The sequence below is a fragment of the Pirellulaceae bacterium genome (genome assembly GCA_029243025.1).
GTDB lineage: Bacteria > Planctomycetota > Planctomycetia > Pirellulales > Pirellulaceae.
Map to the genome: position 1 here is coordinate 474,534 of JAQWSU010000006.1, position 19,589 is coordinate 494,122.

At 53.2% G+C, this 19,589-nt stretch carries 18 protein-coding genes and 1 pseudogene; 5 read left to right on the forward strand and 14 right to left on the reverse strand.

What is annotated here, in order from left to right:
- Nucleotides 1–14: 14 nt before the first annotated feature.
- From larA to P8N76_03835, 10 genes are all read right to left on the reverse strand, one after another.
- Nucleotides 15–1,283, reverse strand: a complete 1,269-nt coding sequence (gene larA, locus P8N76_03790; GenBank protein ID MDG2380773.1) for a nickel-dependent lactate racemase — start codon at nt 1,281–1,283, stop codon at nt 15–17.
- 139 nt (nt 1,284–1,422) lie between these two features.
- Nucleotides 1,423–1,644 (reverse strand): small basic protein, encoded by a 222-nt coding sequence (locus P8N76_03795; protein MDG2380774.1) that lies wholly within the window; start codon nt 1,642–1,644, stop codon nt 1,423–1,425.
- Nucleotides 1,645–2,054: 410 nt separating this feature from the next.
- Entirely contained in the window at nt 2,055–2,927 is an 873-nt protein-coding gene (locus P8N76_03800; GenBank protein ID MDG2380775.1) for a serine/threonine-protein kinase, read from the reverse strand.
- Between the two features lie 101 nt (nt 2,928–3,028).
- Nucleotides 3,029–3,865, reverse strand: a complete 837-nt coding sequence (accD, locus tag P8N76_03805) for an acetyl-CoA carboxylase, carboxyltransferase subunit beta (protein MDG2380776.1) — start codon at nt 3,863–3,865, stop codon at nt 3,029–3,031.
- A gap of 174 nt (nt 3,866–4,039) precedes the next feature.
- On the reverse strand, nt 4,040–4,627 hold the full coding sequence (locus P8N76_03810) for a phosphoglycerate mutase family protein (protein ID MDG2380777.1): 588 nt from the start codon (nt 4,625–4,627) through the stop codon (nt 4,040–4,042).
- An 18-nt stretch (nt 4,628–4,645) separates the two neighbouring features.
- Nucleotides 4,646–5,335: a ribulose-phosphate 3-epimerase gene (gene rpe, locus P8N76_03815; protein ID MDG2380778.1), complete on the reverse strand. Its 690-nt coding sequence runs from the start codon at nt 5,333–5,335 to the stop codon at nt 4,646–4,648.
- A gap of 379 nt (nt 5,336–5,714) precedes the next feature.
- Nucleotides 5,715–6,461, reverse strand: a complete 747-nt coding sequence (locus P8N76_03820) for an SMC-Scp complex subunit ScpB (protein MDG2380779.1) — start codon at nt 6,459–6,461, stop codon at nt 5,715–5,717.
- 101 nt (nt 6,462–6,562) lie between these two features.
- Complete coding sequence (locus P8N76_03825) at nt 6,563–7,414, reverse strand: sugar phosphate isomerase/epimerase (GenBank protein ID MDG2380780.1); 852 nt, start codon at nt 7,412–7,414, stop codon at nt 6,563–6,565.
- A gap of 8 nt (nt 7,415–7,422) precedes the next feature.
- Nucleotides 7,423–8,100, reverse strand: coding sequence for a hypothetical protein (locus P8N76_03830; protein ID MDG2380781.1), 678 nt, complete (start codon nt 8,098–8,100; stop codon nt 7,423–7,425).
- Nucleotides 8,101–8,138: 38 nt separating this feature from the next.
- Nucleotides 8,139–8,771 carry a HEAT repeat domain-containing protein gene (locus tag P8N76_03835; protein ID MDG2380782.1) on the reverse strand — a complete coding sequence of 211 codons (633 nt, stop codon included), beginning with the start codon at nt 8,769–8,771 and terminating at the stop codon, nt 8,139–8,141.
- Between the two features lie 337 nt (nt 8,772–9,108).
- Between P8N76_03835 and P8N76_03840 the strand changes: the two genes are divergently transcribed.
- The 4 genes from P8N76_03840 to P8N76_03855 all read left to right on the forward strand — a co-directional run bounded on the left by P8N76_03840 (nt 9,109) and on the right by P8N76_03855 (nt 13,515).
- Nucleotides 9,109–10,506, forward strand: coding sequence for a S41 family peptidase (locus tag P8N76_03840; GenBank protein MDG2380783.1), 1,398 nt, complete (start codon nt 9,109–9,111; stop codon nt 10,504–10,506).
- A 127-nt stretch (nt 10,507–10,633) separates the two neighbouring features.
- Nucleotides 10,634–11,473: an MBL fold metallo-hydrolase gene (locus tag P8N76_03845; GenBank protein ID MDG2380784.1), complete on the forward strand. Its 840-nt coding sequence runs from the start codon at nt 10,634–10,636 to the stop codon at nt 11,471–11,473.
- Nucleotides 11,474–11,501: 28 nt separating this feature from the next.
- Nucleotides 11,502–12,647, forward strand: a complete 1,146-nt coding sequence (gene hemW / locus P8N76_03850) for a radical SAM family heme chaperone HemW (protein ID MDG2380785.1) — start codon at nt 11,502–11,504, stop codon at nt 12,645–12,647.
- A gap of 181 nt (nt 12,648–12,828) precedes the next feature.
- On the forward strand, nt 12,829–13,515 hold the full coding sequence (locus P8N76_03855) for an EcsC family protein (GenBank protein MDG2380786.1): 687 nt from the start codon (nt 12,829–12,831) through the stop codon (nt 13,513–13,515).
- Nucleotides 13,516–13,630: 115 nt separating this feature from the next.
- Here P8N76_03855 and P8N76_03860 read toward each other — a convergent pair.
- Nucleotides 13,631–13,924: pseudogene (locus P8N76_03860) on the reverse strand (ArsC family (seleno)protein).
- Between the two features lie 182 nt (nt 13,925–14,106).
- Here P8N76_03860 and mutY point away from each other — a divergent pair.
- Nucleotides 14,107–15,201 carry an A/G-specific adenine glycosylase gene (mutY, locus tag P8N76_03865; protein ID MDG2380787.1) on the forward strand — a complete coding sequence of 365 codons (1,095 nt, stop codon included), beginning with the start codon at nt 14,107–14,109 and terminating at the stop codon, nt 15,199–15,201.
- Nucleotides 15,202–15,269: 68 nt separating this feature from the next.
- On the opposite strand, the gene trpC is transcribed toward mutY, so the two are convergent.
- From trpC to P8N76_03880, 3 genes are all read right to left on the reverse strand, one after another.
- On the reverse strand, nt 15,270–16,049 hold the full coding sequence (trpC, locus tag P8N76_03870) for an indole-3-glycerol phosphate synthase TrpC (protein MDG2380788.1): 780 nt from the start codon (nt 16,047–16,049) through the stop codon (nt 15,270–15,272).
- Nucleotides 16,050–16,083: 34 nt separating this feature from the next.
- Complete coding sequence (gene purH / locus P8N76_03875) at nt 16,084–17,658, reverse strand: bifunctional phosphoribosylaminoimidazolecarboxamide formyltransferase/IMP cyclohydrolase (GenBank protein ID MDG2380789.1); 1,575 nt, start codon at nt 17,656–17,658, stop codon at nt 16,084–16,086.
- A gap of 232 nt (nt 17,659–17,890) precedes the next feature.
- Nucleotides 17,891–19,588 carry a PQQ-binding-like beta-propeller repeat protein gene (locus P8N76_03880; GenBank protein MDG2380790.1) on the reverse strand — a complete coding sequence of 566 codons (1,698 nt, stop codon included), beginning with the start codon at nt 19,586–19,588 and terminating at the stop codon, nt 17,891–17,893.
- Nucleotide 19,589 lies beyond the last annotated feature (1 nt).

Here is a 19,589-nt window from a genome sequence, read left to right on the forward strand (position 1 = left end):
GTCTTTTGTAGCGTTCAAGCCACGCTCGTCAACACGTACGGACCTTTGGGGATGACTGCCAGCGATGCTTGCGGCCCATATCGGTCAAACGCTTGCGCAATAGCCTCTTCCACCGAAGCAGCGCTGCGGACAAACAGGTGATTGATCGTTTCGGGGGACAGCCCCTCAGTGACAATGTCCACCTTGGCCTTTGTTAACACCTGTGCCAACTTCTGCAGTTGCCATTGATCGAGTGAAAAGTAATCCGGCTCAAACAATTGCTGCATGAAATCATCAACGGTTGCATGTCGTTGGAAGAGTTGAGCGAATTCAGGGCTGCCAATTCCTTCCGACATGCTGGCTGCCAGAATGATTGTGCCGCCCTCTTTGATGATCGGTAAGGCGGCAGTCAAACCTTTGACAGACTGATAGAAGGTCGTGTCCAAAGGATATCCTGCACTGCTAGTAACGACGATGTCCACCGGTTCAGGCACTGTCGCCGAAACCACTTCTCGAACAAATGAGACGCCTTCCGCAAAAGCTTGTTCCATGTCACCCGCGACAAGTTTCAACGGTCGCCGTTCCGCATCGATCACGGCATTTACGATAAAGTCGCATCCAGCACGCCGAGCGATCCAACTGTTTTCCTCATGCACCGGATTCCCATCCAGATTGCCACAATCGGCCCGAGGATGGTTGAGGAAATTTGGACCATGCCAGACTCGTACCGTGTCGATGCCGGCCAAGCCGGGACAAATGACTTTACGGCCCCCGGAAAAACCCGCCATTAAATGAGGTTCAATGAGGCCTGTGGTGATCTTTAAATCCGCATCTAAGTATCTGGAATCAATCCAGATCGGAACACCGCGCGGACTTTGTCCGAGATAGCGATGTTGATCGCGGTCTTGACCATCGTGGTTTTCTATTCGATAGCGATTGGCGATTTCCTCACCGACCATTTCGATCAGCTCGTGTCGATCGTTCGGACGGTGCAATCCGGTTGCGACGAGAATCAAGATACTTTCACGCTGGATGCCTGATCGCTCAAGTCGTTGAAGTAACCCGGACAGGATCAGCTGGTTAGGAACCGGGCGCGTGATGTCACAGATTGCGATGCAGACCGTCTTGCAGTTGACCGCCAATTGGTCAAAGGCAGGGGTTCCCGTGGGAGCATCGAGCAATTGATCTAAGGTCAGCGCAGGATTTCGCAGCGGGTCGGTTTGGCGATAAGCCAGCAAACGTGCCTCGCAGGACGGAAGCTGGACCCAGAGTCCAGTACGTCCGTAGTCGAGTTGTACTCGCATGCGTACAACCACCGTCTGCTGAGAGAATGGGAAGGGAACGATTATTCACGACGGGCGACGCGGTAGTCGCCGAAGCGTCTAGCCGCGCTGGTCATCAAAATCGGTATGTGGAGGCGAACGGAGTCAGGAAGCCGCCTGTTTAGGTTTCTTCCTTCTGCTCTTCTTCACCTTCTTCTACTTTGACCTTCTTCTTCTTCTTTAGGGCGACCTTTTGGACGCGCACTTTAGGAAGTCCGAAGATCGAATCGCCTTCTTTCCAACGCTCGTTTTCTTCCAACTTGGCGATGCGCTCGACCCGTGTCAGTACGTTGCGGTTACCAAGACCGCCTCGTCGAACCTTGAGGCTCTTGTCGATTGTCATTTCTGCATTTCTCCCGTAGGACTCTTCGAGTGGCGGACGTCTCGCCGCCCGGCAACCACCCATTCGCTAAATCGGCAAATGGGGAAGCAGGTCAGTATAGAAAAAGAGCCGGTCTTCATCAATCCGATGTGGGCTGGTCGGAAATCGCGATCTTTATCAGGCATGAATTTTGCCTTCTAGCAGACGGTTCATCGCCCATATTAGGCTTTTTCTAGACCGCCCATCGCTCGTTTTGTGCCCATTGTTTCATTTTTGGCCCCCTTTTCTTTCCCCAGAATCTGTGCCGATCAGCCAAGGAAGCCGGTCGGGATTCGGGGAAACGGCCAGAACGGGCCCATTTTCAGCCGCTGGGCTGCTCAAAGGGAGGGCATGGGAGAAGAATCCCAATTCGCGTGGGCAATCCAGTAGGCTCAACTCTCAGCCGAAGTGACGCCGCCGATCGCTCTCAGGAATTCATCTGTACTGTTCGGTCGCTCGGAAGGCTGGACGGACAAGCACTCCATGATCACTTTTGCCAGCTTCGGATTGAGTTTCGGGCAGACGTCAAGCAAATTGACCGGTGCCTTGGTGTCGTGCAGCATGGCTGCCTTGCCCGTCACATCTTGGGATGGCCAGGGGAGTTCCAATGCACAGAGCTGATAAACGGTGACGCCGAGTGAAAAGATATCAACTCGCTGATCGGTTGGCCGTCGTCGCACGACCTCCGGGGCCATATAGTTGGGGGTGCCGGTGCGATTGCCAGGCTGCATGAAATCTTTCGTGGCTGGTACGCTAAGGCCAAAATCGATCAATTTCAACTCGGTGGCATCGTTGGCACAGATGAAATTACGTGGGCAGATATCGCGATGGATGAAGCCAGCTTGGTGCACGACTCCAATCGATTGGGCCATTTGCTTGATCAATTTGAGTCGATTGCCATTGAGCAACGGGCTGCGTTCTTTGATCAAGACGTTTAAGCCAGGCCCGTCCAAATACTCCATCAACACATAATGTTCGCCGGAGTTGGTTATGCCGTAATCGATCGTTTTCACGATGTAGTCGTGTGAAATCTGGATCGCAATTTCGCCTTCCGACGGCTTCTCCAGACCCTTAAAGCGGGCTTCAAAGAATTCTGTTTTTTCGGGATCGAGCACCTTGAGGCCAACGACTTCGCCCGTCTTTTTGTCCTTGGCCATGTGGAAGGAGGACATCGTTCCGGAGACAGCTTCGCGCAACAACTCGTAACGTTGACTAATACTTAATTTGCCTTCGAGCAACGACTTGAATTGATCAAGCAAACCCATCTTGATTTACGCCCCAGCAGAATCGATTCCGGATGGCACGCCAGGTGCCGATTAAATCTAGGTTAACATCGAATAGGGGCAAAAGTGGCGGGAATCCCCGGTTATTTTCCGCAGTAATCGATGACTCGGGCAATTTCGCTTTTGAGGCGATCACGCGAGACGATGCGATCGATAAAGCCATGTTTCAACAGAAATTCACTCGTTTGAAACCCTTCCGGTAATTCGATCCGGATGGTGGCTTTGATCGTGCGAGGTCCGGCAAAACCAATCAATGCCTTTGGTTCGGCAAAAATGACGTCGCCCAGCGAGGCGAAACTGGCTGCGACACCTCCCATCGTGGGATTGGTCAGTACGGAAATGAACAGGCCACCCGCCGCATCGTGACGCGCCAACGCAGCTGACACCTTGGCCATCTGCATTAACGAGTGAATTCCCTCGTGCATGCGGGCTCCACCACCAGATCCGCTCACGATGATCGCAGGCAATTTTTGTTCTGTCGCTCGCTCGACCAATCTAGTAAGCCGTTCGCCCACGACCGAACCCATGCTGCCCATGATAAACGCTGAGTCCGTCACGGCGAATGCAACTCGGCGGGCACGCACCATTCCAGTGCCGGTGATCGCAGCATCCCGCAGGCCAGTCCGTTTTTGTTCGGCCGTCAGCCGATCCCGATACGGCTTCTTGTCTTTGAATTCTAGTGGGTCGTCAGGCATCAAGCCCTCGTCCCACTCTTCAAAAGTCCCTTCGTCCAAGACTTGGCGAATTCGCTCGCCAGCAGATACATAAAAGTGGTAGCCGCACTCCGGGCAAACTCCCAGACGTTTTTCGGCTTCCTTGCGAAAAATTGCGGTTTGGCATCCGGGGCACCGTTGCCAGAGTCCCTCAGGGACGCCACGCTTGGGTCGCTTCATAGCACGTGATGAAAGATTTGTTGCCATATTGGAATTCGCCGAATGGACGGTCGCTGCGATGCTGGATTTCCTCGAATGACTGATTATCGCCGGAAATGCTGAATTCAGGCAAGCCGTTCTGAGTACCGATTATTGCACATCCCACTCTCCGCCGATCGGTCGAATCCTACTTATCTGGCACAGAACTCAAGAATGGCGGGGCTATTCTAACGAGGATGCTAGCACTTTGTCATCGGGAACATCAATTGCCATCCAGCTGCCGCACTCGGTTTCGGCTTGCCAGAGATTTCCCAGATCGGTTTGATCAAGATAGCTGCGAACGATGCTAGCCAACGGCCCCGGTACAACGATGGCGATTGTTCCCGATTTGTGTTTCTTCAGGATCTTCTCGAGAGCGATTTGCACTCGTTGCCGAGTAGAACTCATCGTCTCCCCCTCGGGGGGACAGACCGTGTCAGGTTGTTCCTGCCACTGTTTATAGACTTTTCGCTGGGTTGATTTGATTTCATCAATCAGTTTTCCCTGCCACAAGCCGTGATCCAGATTTTGCAACCGGTTGACCGTTTTGGATTTAAGTGCCAGCGCGCTGCACAACACAGCCGCCGTTTCCTCGGCTGCCTGGCAAGGTGACGAATAAACCATCTCGATGCCCAGATCGGCTAACTCGTTTGCGGTGCGGGCGATTTGGTCGTTACCGAATTCGTTCAAAGGAATGTCTAACGTTCCTTTGATACGACCCTGCTCGTCATAGTCGGTTGTGCCGGGTCGGATCAGAATTACTCGAACCATTGGAGAATCAACTCCCCCCTAGTGCCGCTGGGCCAAGGTTTCCAGCTCGCGAATGATTGAAGCGTAGTCAGGCTCGCGAAAGATCGCAGAACCCACCACAAACAAATCTGCCCCTGCCTCGGCGCAGGAGCCCATGGTGGTCGTGTTCACGCCACCATCGACTTCCAGGATCAAGTCCTCCTGACTCTGTTTTCTCAGAAGATTAAGCTTTTCTAAGGCGACCGGATTGAATGACTGGCCGCCAAATCCGGCGTTGACACTCATTACTAAAATGAGATCGCACAATTCCACAAACGGCTCGATCTGAGCCAATGGCGTGTCCGGATTTAAGGACAGTCCGACTCCACACCCCAGCTCTCGGATCTCCGAAAGGTCACGGTGAGGATCATCTGTTGCCTCAATATGAATCGTAATTAAGTCGGCGCCGCTGTCGACAAAATCCTTGATATATCGACCTGGCCGTTCAACCATTAAATGAACATCGAGCGGTAAATCAGTCACCCCACGGATTGCCGCGATGATCGGCATGCCATAGCTCAAATTCGGAACAAATTGACCATCCATCACATCCAAATGAAGTCCCTTGACTTCGGCTTGTTCAAGTCGCTGAACCTCCTGTTGGAGATTGGCGAAATCGCACATCAACAGCGACGGCAGAACCGCAGGGGTCGCACGACGCAAGCGTTCGAGTTGTTGGCGAGATGACATACCGAGTCCGGAAGAATAAGAATTTGAGGCGGCGATCCAGCTACAGCAAAGATCAAGCGGCATAGCCTGCGACAATGAAAGTTCAGGCGGTTTGAGGCCGACCTGCCAGGATGTAAGGAAACCGTCCGTCCAATATGGCGTCTCAATGAGTTCCGTCGGCCGATCCAAATTCGTGGCCGAGTCGCGTGCTGTTAAAAAGAAGTCCCAATTCTAACAACGACGAACGGCTCCGTCAGCGCGCCTAGTAGGTGATCTCAGAACCCCCCAGCCGAGGGCATGGCCGCCATTCCCGCAGTTTGCCGCCGGCGGAAGACGTTGTTCTGCCTACCTAAGCTGCTACTGGACAGCAGGTTGCAACATCTTAGCGGACGATGGCCGGTCAACCAAAGTCGTCGTGGCTGGGTAGATCGTCGAGCGATTCTAGTCGAAATAAGTCGAGAAATCGGTCGGTTGTCTTGTAGGTAATTTTCTTTGGCGCGCTCGGGTCTCGTTCTACCGCGAGCAGTTGGCGCCGCACTAATTGATTGAGGGCCCCACCACAGGGACGGCCTTTTAACGTTTCGATTTGTTGTCGAGAAATCGGTTGGTTGTAGGCAACAACAGCCAGCAAGTCGACAGCCAGTTGTGATAGTTTCGCTTCTCGAACTCGACCGTAAAAACGTTCTCGCGTTTTTTCGAATTCAGCTCGGAGTGCCAAACGATAGCCGGCCGCGTCGGAAACCACTTGGTAGGGGGCGTCTTGTTCCTGGTAGAGCTGATTCAGGTGAAGGACCAAGTCATCGATCTCCGCCGGGGTCACGCCGCGCAGGTAACTGGCCATCAAACGACTGGTCAGAGGTTCATTCTGCGGATGGCCGACGAACAGGATGGCTTCCAGGATCGCCTCGGCGGAAACATTTGAGTCGTCGTCTTCGGCGACAATCGCCTCAATGTTGGATTCTTTCGTCGTTTTCGATTCGGTCTCTGCGTTATCTTCATCCGCCGATGCCGCGGGCGAGTCTTGACCGATCAATTGAGCAAACGCGTTTGTCAATTGATCGACAGATAAAGTCGTTGGCTCGGCGTCGTCGGAGTTTTGACTGTCGGAGCCAAAGCCATCGACTTCTGATTGGTCGTCGTGAGTCATCGAGTCACATGGGTGGATCGGATGAAGGCCTACGCGTCAACCACATTCTTGTGATCCACCGTAGGGCTTCATTTTCGACCATTATCTGCTTCGCACCAAGATCAATTCTGGCGCTTCTCGACCTCACCCTTCATGAATGCCAGTCCATCACGTGCCAATTGTTCCTCGGAATCGTACATGCGTCGCCAGATCTTCGTCGCGGCAACCAATTCGGGAAGAGCCAATCCAAAGGCTTCGATCATCAGCCAACCGTCGTAACCCACTTCGTTGAGAGCATCGAAGTTGTTATCCCAATGAACACCGCCCGTCCCGGGGGTACTGCGATCGTTTTCGGAGATGTGCACATGAACCAGGTAGGGGGCACATTCACGGATAGCTGCAGCGGGTGACTTTTCCTCGATGTTGGCATGAAAGGTGTCATACATCATGCGGCAATGGGGATGATCCACATCTTTGAGGAATCTGACGGTATCTGCTGCACAGTTCAACAGGTGACACTCGAATCGATTGAGATACTCAACGCCTAGCATGACGTCAACCTTTTCCGCGTGCTCAGCAACTTGTCGCATGCTGTCTACGCCGCGACTCCATTCGTCTTTGGTCGGACCGGCGCCGGTGAAATGTCCTAGTGCTGAGTGGTAAGGCCCGACTAAGGTCTGAGCGTTGACAGCTTGGCAGCAGTCGAGTGCCAGTTTGTTGTTGGCGACTCCTTTCGCCCGGATCGCATTATCGATACTGATTGGATTATCTTCTTCGCCGCGGACCGTGACGGCCGTGCGTTCGAGACCAAGTTCGTCGAGTCGTTTCCCCCACTTCGCCCATTTGTCCACATCTAAATCGAAGATTGGTAATTCGACACCGTCGTAACCCATCGATTTAAGCGATTCCAAGACGGGCAACATTTCGTCGCTGAGATCACCGCTCCACAACAACAAATTCATACCGTACTTCATCGTAATATTCACTCCTTGAGCGCGAGACTTGGCGAGTGCGTGTCCACATTCAGCAACTCGGAAACGCGCTGGTTTACGGATCTACGAGCGATGGGAAACCACTCGGTTAACTCAACCGGCAACGCCGCCAGTTTGACGCGTTGCATGACGTTATTCAAGCGGAATAGCAGTTTGGCATCCTGGGCGTAGTCATACAAGAACCGCACTTCGGAAAAGCGAGGCATCAGTAGCGCGAGTTTGGGGACAGGTTTGCCCGTCATTCGTTCAACCGTCCAAGCAACCATGGTTGGATCCAACGAATCAATTGCATCGTAGTAGGCCTCCAATCCCGCCGGATCGGCCTGAATGAGCGCATCGTCGAGCAAGAGTTCGACCAGAATGTGCCCGAGGAAACTGGGACGCAGTCCATCATCGGGCGGCAAACGGTCACGAATTTCCACGGTAAAGCTCCACGATAATTCGGCAAAGGCTCGAGTTCGGTGAAACCAGTCGTCGTCCTGATGGTGCTTCAGAATTCCGGCAGCGATCGCGGCAATTCGTTGATCTTTGCTATTGAGAAAGGGTCGAGCTAGTTTCGAGCGGGCGCGCACGCGCCGATCCACAACGTTTAACCAATCGGGGATCGCTGTCCCAGCTAAGAAATACGGGTGGTTGGTGAACGCTCGTCCGTGGGCGAAATAGTTCATCGGCTTTCAATCGATACCAACCGCACAATCTCGCGTCGTCAGGGCGCCGTGTTTTCGTCCAATTCGACGGTGACTTCGACATCATCGGAGTTGATGGAGTCGGTTTCCTCCAGCAAGCGAACCAGCGCGGGAATCGATTCGGCAGCCGCGGGTCCAATTTGGCCCAAAGCGCGAGTTGCCTCGCGTCGAACCCCTTCATTCTCGTCATCCAATAACCTTATCAAATCGGGGACGCCGATGACAGCTTCCGGCCCAATACGCGACAATACGCGACAGGCTAAAGAACGAACGACCGGATTAGGATCTTTGAGCGTTTTGATCAACTGGGGAACCGCCGCCGGTCCCATTCGACCGAGTGAATCGGCTGCCGTCTCTGAATCGCTCCACTCATAGTAAGGACGCAGAGCACGGACGCCGTTTTGAGCGGGAGATGTTTGCGAATCGGTCGTCTGGTCGGTCGTCTGGTCGGTCGTCTGGTCGGGGGTCGAAGAGCTATCCGGTTGCGCCGGCTCAGGTGGAGACAGATCAACTTGTTCCGTGATTTCAATCGAGGTCTGGTTCACTCTGCCTTGGGGCGGAGAAGTGGCCGATTGCCAGCCATTGCAGCCCATCACCGTCAGGCAAAACAGCCCCAGAGCCAGTCGGTGCAGATTGGAATGGCAACATTTCATGGAGAGCTCGGTTGGAACCTTCTCGGTAGCTTTGTTATCATCGAGCAAGCGGCAGCCAGCCGGTGTCATGAAAAACGTTCGGTTTCTCGTGGCCCCAGCCAGCTACGGGTCAATCATGGCCGTCTGGCACCTCTGTCAAACCGCCTATGCTTTTCAGAATTATACCGGACAGCTAGGCTTTTCCTGAGATTCCAGCCAGGATTGGCAAAAGCTGCCGTATCGATTGTGCCGCTTACCGGGAATGGTTGAGGGCTTCAGGGAAAATCTCGCAACGAATGGATTAGGTTTCCGCAATTGCCGTTTTTTATTTTTAGCCAAAGGGGGTGATCACGTGCCGATGAGGAACTTGGCGATCCTGTTTATCGCGTCCTTCGTTTCCCTGATTTGTTACGGTGAAGCGGGAAGAAATCGGTACGCGAACATCCTTTCAGAATCCATCGATAAAGTGGCCGCCTTTTATGTCGAGCCGGTTACTTCACGGCAGCTATTTGAAAGCGGCATGAAAGGCATGCTCAACGATCTGGATCCCTATTCCGGATATATTTCGCCTCAACAACTCAGCGAATTTCAGGTTGACATTCAACAAGAATTTGGCGGGATCGGCATCGAGGTTGGCATGCAGGATGATCGTTTGACCGTGCTGAGTCCCGTGCCGGGGACGCCGGCCTATAAGGCAGGTTTGTTGGCGGGTGACACGATTCTTTCCATCGAAGGGCAGGATACTACCGGTTTCTCTCTTCAGGACGCCGTTGAGTTAATGAGGGGTCCCCGGGGAACGCCAGTGAAACTGACCGTCTTGCATCGTGGTGACGAGGAGCCTGTCGAGTATTCGATTATACGTGACAAGATTCAAATCGAGTCGATTCGGGGTGACCATCGCTCGGATGACAGCGAGTGGGTATTTCAACTGACAGACGACCCACGGATTGGATACGTACGACTGACGAGCTTCGGTGATCATACAGCGGAAGACTTGGCCCAGCGGTTGGGTGAGTTGAAAGGAAATGTTGACGGACTCATTATCGACCTGCGCGGCAACGCCGGGGGGTTGCTCACCGCGGCGATCGAGATCTGCGACATGTTTATTCCCAAGGGTGAAATGATTGTCAGCACCCGTGGGCGAGATCCCAAAATGCAGCGCGAGTTTCTCGCAACGAAGGATCCCATTGTCGATCCAAAACTGCCAATTGTGATTTTGGTCGATCCGTTATCAGCCAGTGCAAGTGAGATCTTTGCCGCCTGCATGCAGGACTATGGTCGCGCAATAATTGTTGGTGAGCGGACTTGGGGTAAGGGGACCGTGCAGAATGTCATTGAAATCGAGGGCGGTCGAAGTGCCATTCGTTTGACGACCCAGACTTATTGGCGACCAAGTGGACGCAATATTCATCGACATTCAGATGTAACCGAAGAGGATGAATGGGGTGTGAAGCCCTTGCCCGAGAACGAAGTCAGGTTGACGCCTGAACAACGGGAAGCGTTCTACAAGTATCGTCGAGATCGCGATATTTCGCCCAGCCTTGATGATGAGGGGGTCAAGGACAAGCTGGAGCTGCAAGATGCTGATGGGGACGATACTGATGGGGACAATACTGATGGGGACAACGTGCAAATCGAGCTGGATGAGACAGTGGATCTCCAATTGCAGCGAGCGATTGAGGTGCTGAAGCAAGAAATGCCACCACGAGTCACGACTGCGATTGGAACGAATTCAGCCTTGCCGAAAGCAGCCTAGGGTTCTGGTAGTTGTCTTGGGATAACTACAAACCGTTTGGCGGATTGCTGGTCCCCTTTATGGAGTCCGAGCAGATGATTAAACTCAGCAGCTTATTTGTCTGTTGTTTTGCCGTCCGTGGAGAATCATGGTCAACAATCTGCCCCTAAAGACAATTGTTCACAATGGCCTGACCATCGAAGGTTATTCGCGCGCTGCCGTGCAGAGCTATTGGCGGATTCCAGAGTATAAAGTTGGTTTCGATCTTGGTGCACAACCGTGGGATTTCATGGGTACTGGCACTTGGTTCGTGTCTCATACGCATCTAGACCACATCGCTGCCCTGCCGGTCTATGTCGCTCGTCGTCGTATGATGAAGATGAGCCCGCCCAAGATCTATCTGCCAAGTTGTGCCGTCGACAACGTAAAGCGGATGTTGCATTCCTTTACGCGGCTCGATCGAGGTAAGCTGCCATGTCATTTGATCGGTGTGGAATCAGGGCAGGAAATTGAGCTCTCGCGAGAATTGTTGGTGACAACACACGCGACGAAGCACACCCTACCCTCCTTGGGATTTGTGGTTTGGGAACGTCGAAAGAAACTAAAGCCCGAATACCAAGACTTGTCCGGTGAGCAGATTCGTGATGTGCGATTGAGCGGTAAAGAGGTCACCTTGGAACGGCGATATCCCAAACTCGCTTATTTGGGTGATAGCACGCCGGCAGGATTAGACGACAATCCGATCATGTATGAGGCAGAAGTGCTGATTGCGGAAATGACTTTTCTCGCTCCCGACCACCGCAAGCAAAATATCCATAAACTGGGACATATTCATCTCGATGATTTTGTTGCACGACGTGACCGATTCGAGAATGATTTGGTGATCGCCGCTCACTTTAGCACGCGTTATCATCCGCGGCAGGTTGAAAGCTATGTGCAGAAGGCGTTTCCTGACATGATGGACGGGCGGTTGCATCTTTGGCTCTAAATCATGGACCTAAGCAATGAGCAGCTGAGTGACCCAAGCATCCCCCCCTCCAGTCACGCCACGTGCTGCCTATGTGCATGTGCCCTTTTGCCGGCATCGCTGCGGTTATTGTAACTTTACCCTGATCGCTGGACGCGATGATCTTATTGCCTCCTACCTGGAGGCTCTGGAAATCGAACTTTCCACCTTGGATCTACCTCAACAGGTCGATACCCTGTTTGTGGGAGGTGGCACGCCGTCCCATTTGGCTCCGACTGATCTAGAACAGTTGTTGAAGCTCGTTACCCATTGGTTCCCTCTCAGCGACCAAGCTGAATTTACGGTGGAAGCAAATCCATCTGATGTGGCGCCCGATCGTATTAAAGTCATGAGCCGCGCCGGCGTGAATCGGATCAGCTTGGGCATCCAGTCATTCGATGATGACAAACTGTATATCCTCGAACGTGATCATCGTCTGTTGGATATTCAACGAGCCGTTCATGTCGTCCGACAAGAAATCGACAATCTTTGCCTCGACTTAATCTTTGGTGTGCCCGGTGAATCTCGGGACGTATGGAGACGAGATTTGCAAGCGGCGATCTTGCTGGAACCACAGCATCTTTCCACTTATGGATTGACGTTTGAAAAAGGCACGCCCTTTTGGTCGCGTCGCGAGAAACAACAGCTGAATTCGATTAGCGAATCTGACGAAGCATGGATGTACGAATTCGGCATGGATACCCTGAAGGCGGCAGGTTTTGAACACTATGAGATTTCCAATTTTGCGAAATCCGGATTTCGCAGTCTTCATAATCAAACCTACTGGACGGGTGATCCCTATTTCGCCGCTGGACCCGGTGCTGCTCGCTTTCTGAACGGGCGGCGCGAAACTAATTATCGCAGTACCACGACCTACTTGAATCGCGTTTTGACAGGGCAGCCGCATGTGGCAGAATCCGAGCAACTGTCGGACGAGCAACTGGCTCGGGAACAATTGGTATTTGGCCTGCGGCGAATCCAAGGCGTTCATCGGGTGAACTTTCACCAGCGCACGGGTTTTGAAATCGAGCAGCTGGTTGGGGACGTGCTGTCAAAATACTTGCAGCGAGGGTGGTTGGTGTGGCAAGCTGGATCGCTGCGTCTGACTCGCGCTGGACTACTGTTCAGCGATTCGATCTGGCCAGATTTCTTTTAGGTCGACCCATCCAATGCGATGTTTCAGCATGACCGGTCTGTGGAGATAACCCAGTAAAAATGTGCTGACGATCGGAGACAACTTCAGCGAAGAATAAGAGAGAAATTTGACCAAGATCCGCTCCGTTCAGACGAATAACAGGAATCAGGCCCAGCCCCTTTTCTCGGGAAGGAATGAATAAATGAACTCAACTCCAGAAGCCGTAAGCTGTTGCCGAGACGAGTCCGAAGCGGCCGAGTCGGATCGGTTCGTTGTTTTTGAAAAACTTATTGACTGGCTGATCAGCTCTCATCCAGAGCAGATTCGTGATGACGTACGAAAATTGCGGGAACGATATCCGGAGGCTGCTGATGAAGAATTAGTAGAAAAACTGGTCAGCATCAAATCGATCAAAAATGGTTGGGTTGGAGCTGCGACAGGTGTGCCCGGATTCTTGGCGCTCCCCGTTGCGCTCCCCGTCGACCTGCTTGCTTCCTGGAAGATTCAAATCAATTTGGCGATGTGCATTGCACATATTTACGGTAATGCTCTCGATCGTCGTGACGTGGAGCAACTGAAGACCGACATTCTCGCGATTATGGCTGGTTCAAGCAGCGAGGAGCCGATCGAAGTGATGGGTGTTGAAATTGATCAAGTGACTCAGCAGTCGGTTCGTCGCTATCTGACGCGCGAAGCGACCATCGAACTTTGGAAACATCTCGGGTTGCGCATGATCAGGAGGACCGGTTCCCGGTCGTTGGTGGGTCTTGCCAAAGTCGTACCGTTGGTTGGAGCACCAATCGGCTTCGCATTCGACTATGCCGCCACGCGTCGCATCGGAGAAAATGCTCGTCAATATTATGAGCGAGATAGCCGCGTGACGGTTTAACTGCCCGAGTCCATTCGTTGCCGTTGCTTCGTTGGGTTAGCTGGCAAGGGGGCTGCCCAGCGGCGGGAAAAGCCACGCGAGTATCGTGTCGTGTGGCTTGTGTTTTACTTTGGATCTAGCAAAAAAGCTCTTCGTACGTTTCCTCGTTGAATCCGACCATCAGCGTCTTGCCTTTTCGCAGGGTCGGTGCTCGGAGATTGCCCGTCGGGCCAAGGAGTAGTTTTTTGATCTCGTCGATGCTGGGTTTATCCTTTTTTAAATTGAGATGGACAACCTTTTTACCTTTGGCGGAATAGAGCTGATTGACTTGCTTCAGCAAGTCAAGTGCTCTGTCCTCTTTATAGGTGTCTTTTCTCGCATCGACCTCGACGGTCGCCTCAAGACCTGCATCCGCAAGGAACTCTTGCGTTTTCCCGCAGGTCTTTCAGCCAGGCCGGTGGTAACTCCAATCGATTTTCGCCATCGCTTATGTCCTCTCGAAAACTGTTTAAGAATACCTATGATGATACAGTCGGGCAGGCGGAAACAGCAATGTGGCAGCGCCGTTTCGTTGACTTAGCAGGCTTTAGAATTGAGCTGTTGGACGGGTGAATGAGTATTGCCGAAGATTTACCGGCACTCCCGGATGAGGAATGGAATCGGCGTTTTCGTCGTCGGTTGCTGGGCTGGTTTCGGAAAAATGCCCGCGATCTGCCGTGGCGTCGCTCGCAGGATCCTTACCCGATTTGGGTGAGCGAGATCATGCTGCAGCAAACCCAAGTGGAAACGGTCAAACCGTATTTTAAGCGATTTATCGAGCGTTTCCCCAACGTCCTGGCCCTTGCGAAGGCTGACGAGCAAGAGGTGCTGCAGTTGTGGGAAGGACTTGGTTACTACCGTCGAGCACGTCAATTGCACCGTGCGGCCAAAATCGTTCGGGATGAATATCAGGGACAATTTCCGCGGGATCCGGTTGATGTGATCGCGTTACCAGGAATTGGTCGCTACACGGCGGGGGCCATTCTTTCGATCGCCTTTGATGATCGTCAGCCGATTGTCGAAGGAAATACGATTCGAGTTTACAGTCGTCTGCTTGCCTATCAACAAGATCCACGTTCCTCGGCCGGACAACGGCTCTTATGGGCTTTTGCCGCCTCAATTCTGCCACAACGCAAGGCGGGCCAACTCAATCAAGCGTTGATGGAGTTGGGCAGCGAACTGTGTCGTCCGCGATCACCGCAGTGCGATTGCTGCCCAGTCAACGAACTGTGCCCAACCAACGCTCACGGTTGGCAAGAAAAGATTCCGGTGGCTGGAAAGAAAGTCGCCTACGAAGATTTGCACGAGGTTGCTGTCGTGGTGCAACGTCGCGGTATGATCTTGATCCGTCAGTGTGCCGAAGGTGAACGGTGGGCTGGACTTTGGGACTTTCCTCGATTTTCGGTCAGAGAGGGGCAGAGCCTGCCTGCACAGATCCCTGAACAAGTGCGGGGACTCACGGGTGTTACGGTGGGCGGTTGCCGTTTGCTAACCGAGATGAAGCATGTAGTGACGCGCTACCGGATCACGCTTAGCTGTTTTCAAGCGGATTATCAATCGGGTCGCAAACTTCCCGGAACCGATTGCCAGTGGATTAAGCCAAATCAGCTGTCTGACTTTCCGCTCAGTGTCACCGGACGCAAGATAAGCAAGATGGTCAAAAGTTGACGTTTCCTGGCAGGGTATTCCAACCGTTTGAGAGTGCTTGTCTTAGAGTGCTTGAGTTGTCGGCCTTGTCACTTCATCAGTTCATCGACCGATGCACCGATATCGGGTTGGGCCATGAGACGTTCACCAACCAGGATGGCGTTGACTCCGGCGTCCTCCAGCATTCGCACATCACTTTGGCGATGGATACCACTTTCACCGACCAACAGGCATTCGGCGGGAATCTTTTCTCGCATCCGCACGGTGTGATTCAAGTCGACTTCAAACGTTCGGAGGTCTCGGTTGTTGACCCCAATCAGTGTGGCACCTGCTTCGAGTACGCGATCAAGATTTTCGGGTTCGTAAAATTCAACCAGTGGGGTGAGTCCCAGTTCAACCGCTTCGTTGTGTAACTTTCGTAAATGGCAATCGTCCAGGCATTCTGCAATCAAGAGAACGGCGTCAGCGCCGGCAACACGCGCTTCCAGCAATTGATAAGTGTCGAGAATGAAGTCCTTTCGCAGCAACGGCGTCGAAACAGTCTGTCGGATTTGAGAGAGGTATTGCAGGGATCCTTGAAAATAGCTCTCGTCCGTCAAAACACTGATGCACGTTGCTCCGTGATCGGCATAGATGGAAGCGATCTGTTGAGGTTGGAAATCCTCTCGGATGATACCTTTGGACGGGCTCGCCTTTTTGACTTCTGCAATCAACTTGATGCGACCCTTGGCAGCTAGTGCATCGAAGAAGGGCCGCACGGGGGGAGCTTGATCGAGAGCTTGACGCAATTGCGATTCGGGAACGCGTTCTTTGGCCGTTTCGATTTCAAGCCGCTTGGTAGCGACAATTTTGTCAAGGATGGTGGGCACGACGGATCCTGCGTTTCGAATGCTGAAAAAATCTTTAGTGTTTAAAATGTCGCTTCCCAGTGAAGACCATGGGCAGTTGGTGTTCATCGCAGGCCGCGATCACTTCACTATCACGTTTAGAGCCGCCGGGTTGAATGATAGCGGCAACACCTGCTTGAGCGGCTCGATGAATTGAGTCGGGAAAGGGAAAGAATGCGTCGGAGGCAAGAACCGATCCGACCGCTCGCTCGCCTGCCTTCTGCAGCGCGATTTCGACGGAATCGACGCGACTCATCTGGCCAGCGCCGGCGCCGCACAACGCCTGATTCTTGGTAACGACGATCGCGTTACTCTTGACGTGCCGCACCACCGCCCAGCTGAAACGAATTTCGTCGACGAGCGGCGCATCGGGTTGCGTTGTTGTTGCGATTGTCCAATCATCGTATTGATCAGGGAGCGTGTCCGAAGCTTGGACCAATACGCCACCGCTGATGTGTCGCAGACTCATCGTTGCCGTGACGTCGCCAAAATCGCCGATTTCCATCAGGCGTACGTTCGACTTCCATTTCGGCCGGGTGGTGAGGATTTCTACCGCGGCTGGATCGAAATGAGGCGCCACAATCGCTTCAATAAAAAGGCCTGGTGTTGCGAGTACCGCAGCGGTTGCAACATCTACCTTTCGGTTGAAGGCCAGAATCGATCCGAACGCACTGACAGGATCACCGTCTAACGCTTTTTGGACTGCGTCTACCAGCGATTCTGCGGACGCACAGCCACAAGGGTTGTTGTGTTTGATTACCACAGCAGCGGCTTGTGGCAGCGAACGCACGATCGATATCGCGCTGTCTAGATCTAACAGGTTGTTGTACGACAGCTCTTTGCCGTTCAGTTGTCGGGCTGAAATTAAGCTCGGACCTTCCGTCTTTCCGTCACTGTAAAGAGCCGCTCCTTGATGCGGGTTTTCGCCATATCGGAGCATTGATTTACGCTGAAGTTGGATGTTGAGCTGTTCCGGCAGGGATTCCTCCCCCTTGCTTAACTGTTGGCTGAAGTACTGACTGATGGCGGAGTCATAAGCGGCGGTTCGAGCGAATGCCGCGCCGGCTAATTTCTGGCGTTGTTCAAAGCTGGTCGAACCCGAATCTTGGACTGACTGAAGGATGTCCGCGTATTGCTCCGGTGCGGTCGCAATCGTTACAAACGAATGATTTTTGGCAGCCGCTCGGACGAGGCTCGGACCACCAATGTCGATCTGTTCGATCGCCTCCGGCATGGTCACGCCTTCGCGGGCAACGGTTGCCTCGAATGGATACAGATTAACTGCGACCAGTTCAAACGATGCGATGCCGTGGCTATCAATCCCCTGCATATCGTCTTCTCGGTCGTGTCGGCAGAGGATCCCACCGAAAATCTTCGGGTGAAGCGTCTTGAGTCGGCCGTCCATCATTTCAGGAAAACCCGTGTAGGCAGAGATATCACGGACTTCGATTCCATTCTCGCGTAGGTGTTGGGCGGTGCCACCTGTGCTGAAGATCTCGACACCGGCAGATGCCAATCCCTTGGCAAACTCGGCAAGGCCGAGTTTGTCACTCACACTAATCAAAGCCCGACTTATTCGCGGAGAATCCATAGGTCGTCTTTCCAAAGCAAGATCAAAAAGAAGGTCGTTCAACGGACCTGATTGTCGGCTTCTTCAGACTTTGGTCAACTCCCCGCGCCAGTGGCCAACCGCTGACGGGCGAGCGGATCCTGAAATGCAAGTCGAGGATAGGGGTCCGAGTGACCGTCTACTTAAGACCGAGCGGATGGGCCAAACTGGGCACGCGGGGCTTGCTTCGAGCTGGGTTCGAAAAATCGACGGGCTACCCGAATGGATCCTCACCGTCACCCGCTCCGAATGGATTCCCTTCGTCTGCGTCATCCGCTCCGAATGGATCCTCACCGTCACCCGCTCCGAATGGATCCCCTTCGTCTGCGTCACCCGCTCCGAATGGATCCTCGCCGTCACCCGCTCCGAATGGATCCCCTTCGTCTGCGTCACCCGCTCCGAATGGGTCGTCATCTCCGGCGGCCGGATTATTCAGCCTGCCGGCGTCGGGCGTGGGTGGACTAAATTCGTCGCGACTCGCTCCGGAATCAGAAGCCGGTTGATTTGCTTGCTTCGTTTTGTCTGTGGTGGGTTGAGGGAGTGAAGCATGAATCGTTGGCAAGGGGGCATGTATCTCTCGCAGGCACTGGATAGTTCCATCACTTGCTGCCAGATAGATGCGGTCAGTCAGACGGTTCGTGATCGGCAAGTCATATCCCGATACGTCCAACGACATCACTCGACCGCCCGTTTTCGGATCGAGACCATGCATCACACCTTGTTGATCGAGAACGTACAAACGCGTGTCACTGGCGGCGACGATGCGTTTGATACCGGTCACCAGCCATTGCTGGAAACCATCGGAGCTTCCAACGGCATGTAAGTTGCCAAATTCGGTAATCGCGTAAATCCGCTCATTGTCACTGAATAGCGATTCGTGGATCGGTTCTCCTGTGGCATATTGCCACTCGATTTCACCATCGCCTTCGTCAAGGCAGTAGATGAATCCGTCCGATGATCCGACAGCTAAGCGATCTGGTTTGACGAATACTGTTTGTCCGTGAATCGGTCCGCTTGTGCGAACCATATACTGGACTTCGGGTTTCTTCTCGATATTGCATACGTAGGCGCGGCCACCCTCGGTGGGCCAACTGATTGTACGAGGACTTGCCGTGATCGGAGCGGAAACTTGGCTGCCTGAGTGATAGTACCAAGTGGGTCGTTGGTAAGGTAGCTGATCGGGCTTGCGAACAGGATCGTCCTCACTCGGTAGCCAATGTCCTTCAATTTGACCATTGCTTGTGGGAGCGAATGCTAGTTTTTGGGTGAGCACGGGTCCAATGATGGGATTATTCTGAAGAGATCGTTTCCAGACTTGTTCCCCCGTTTCACGCTCCAGCAGATACAAACTCGATCCGTTGATCACGGAAACGTACTTGTCGTTTGCGGCAGGATTCAACGTTTGATAACTCGGTCGACCGACGAGAATGGCCCACAATGTTTGCCCATTTTCCGCGTCGATAGCCTGAACGGTTCCGGAGTTCGTTTGAATGTAGAGAACGCTTCTCGGAACCCGCTTTTCTTCAATCGTTGTTTGATATCCACGTGCGTCGAGGCGAATCTTTTCTTTTTCTGCGAGTCGAGCTGCCTCGGCGTCACCGATCGCTTTGCCGTCTCGACCGAGATCGATCGCACTAAACCGTCGGATGCCCTTGTCGTACTTCACTTCGTAAACAGGGTAAGAATTCGCGAGATAATCCTCATAGGAATCGAGGCCGAGCAGCTGGAGATGAGCGTTTGCCGCCGCAGATCGATCGCGATCGAGCTCGGCTTGGGACGTCCAAGCGACTTCTAGACCGGCTCGTCGGTAGTCGGTTGGGCCGGAAAACGACCTTCTCAGCTGGCCCCAGGCGCTGCTGCAAACCAGGAGGAGAAAAGGCAATACGAGACACGATTTGTGGTAGCGAAGCATG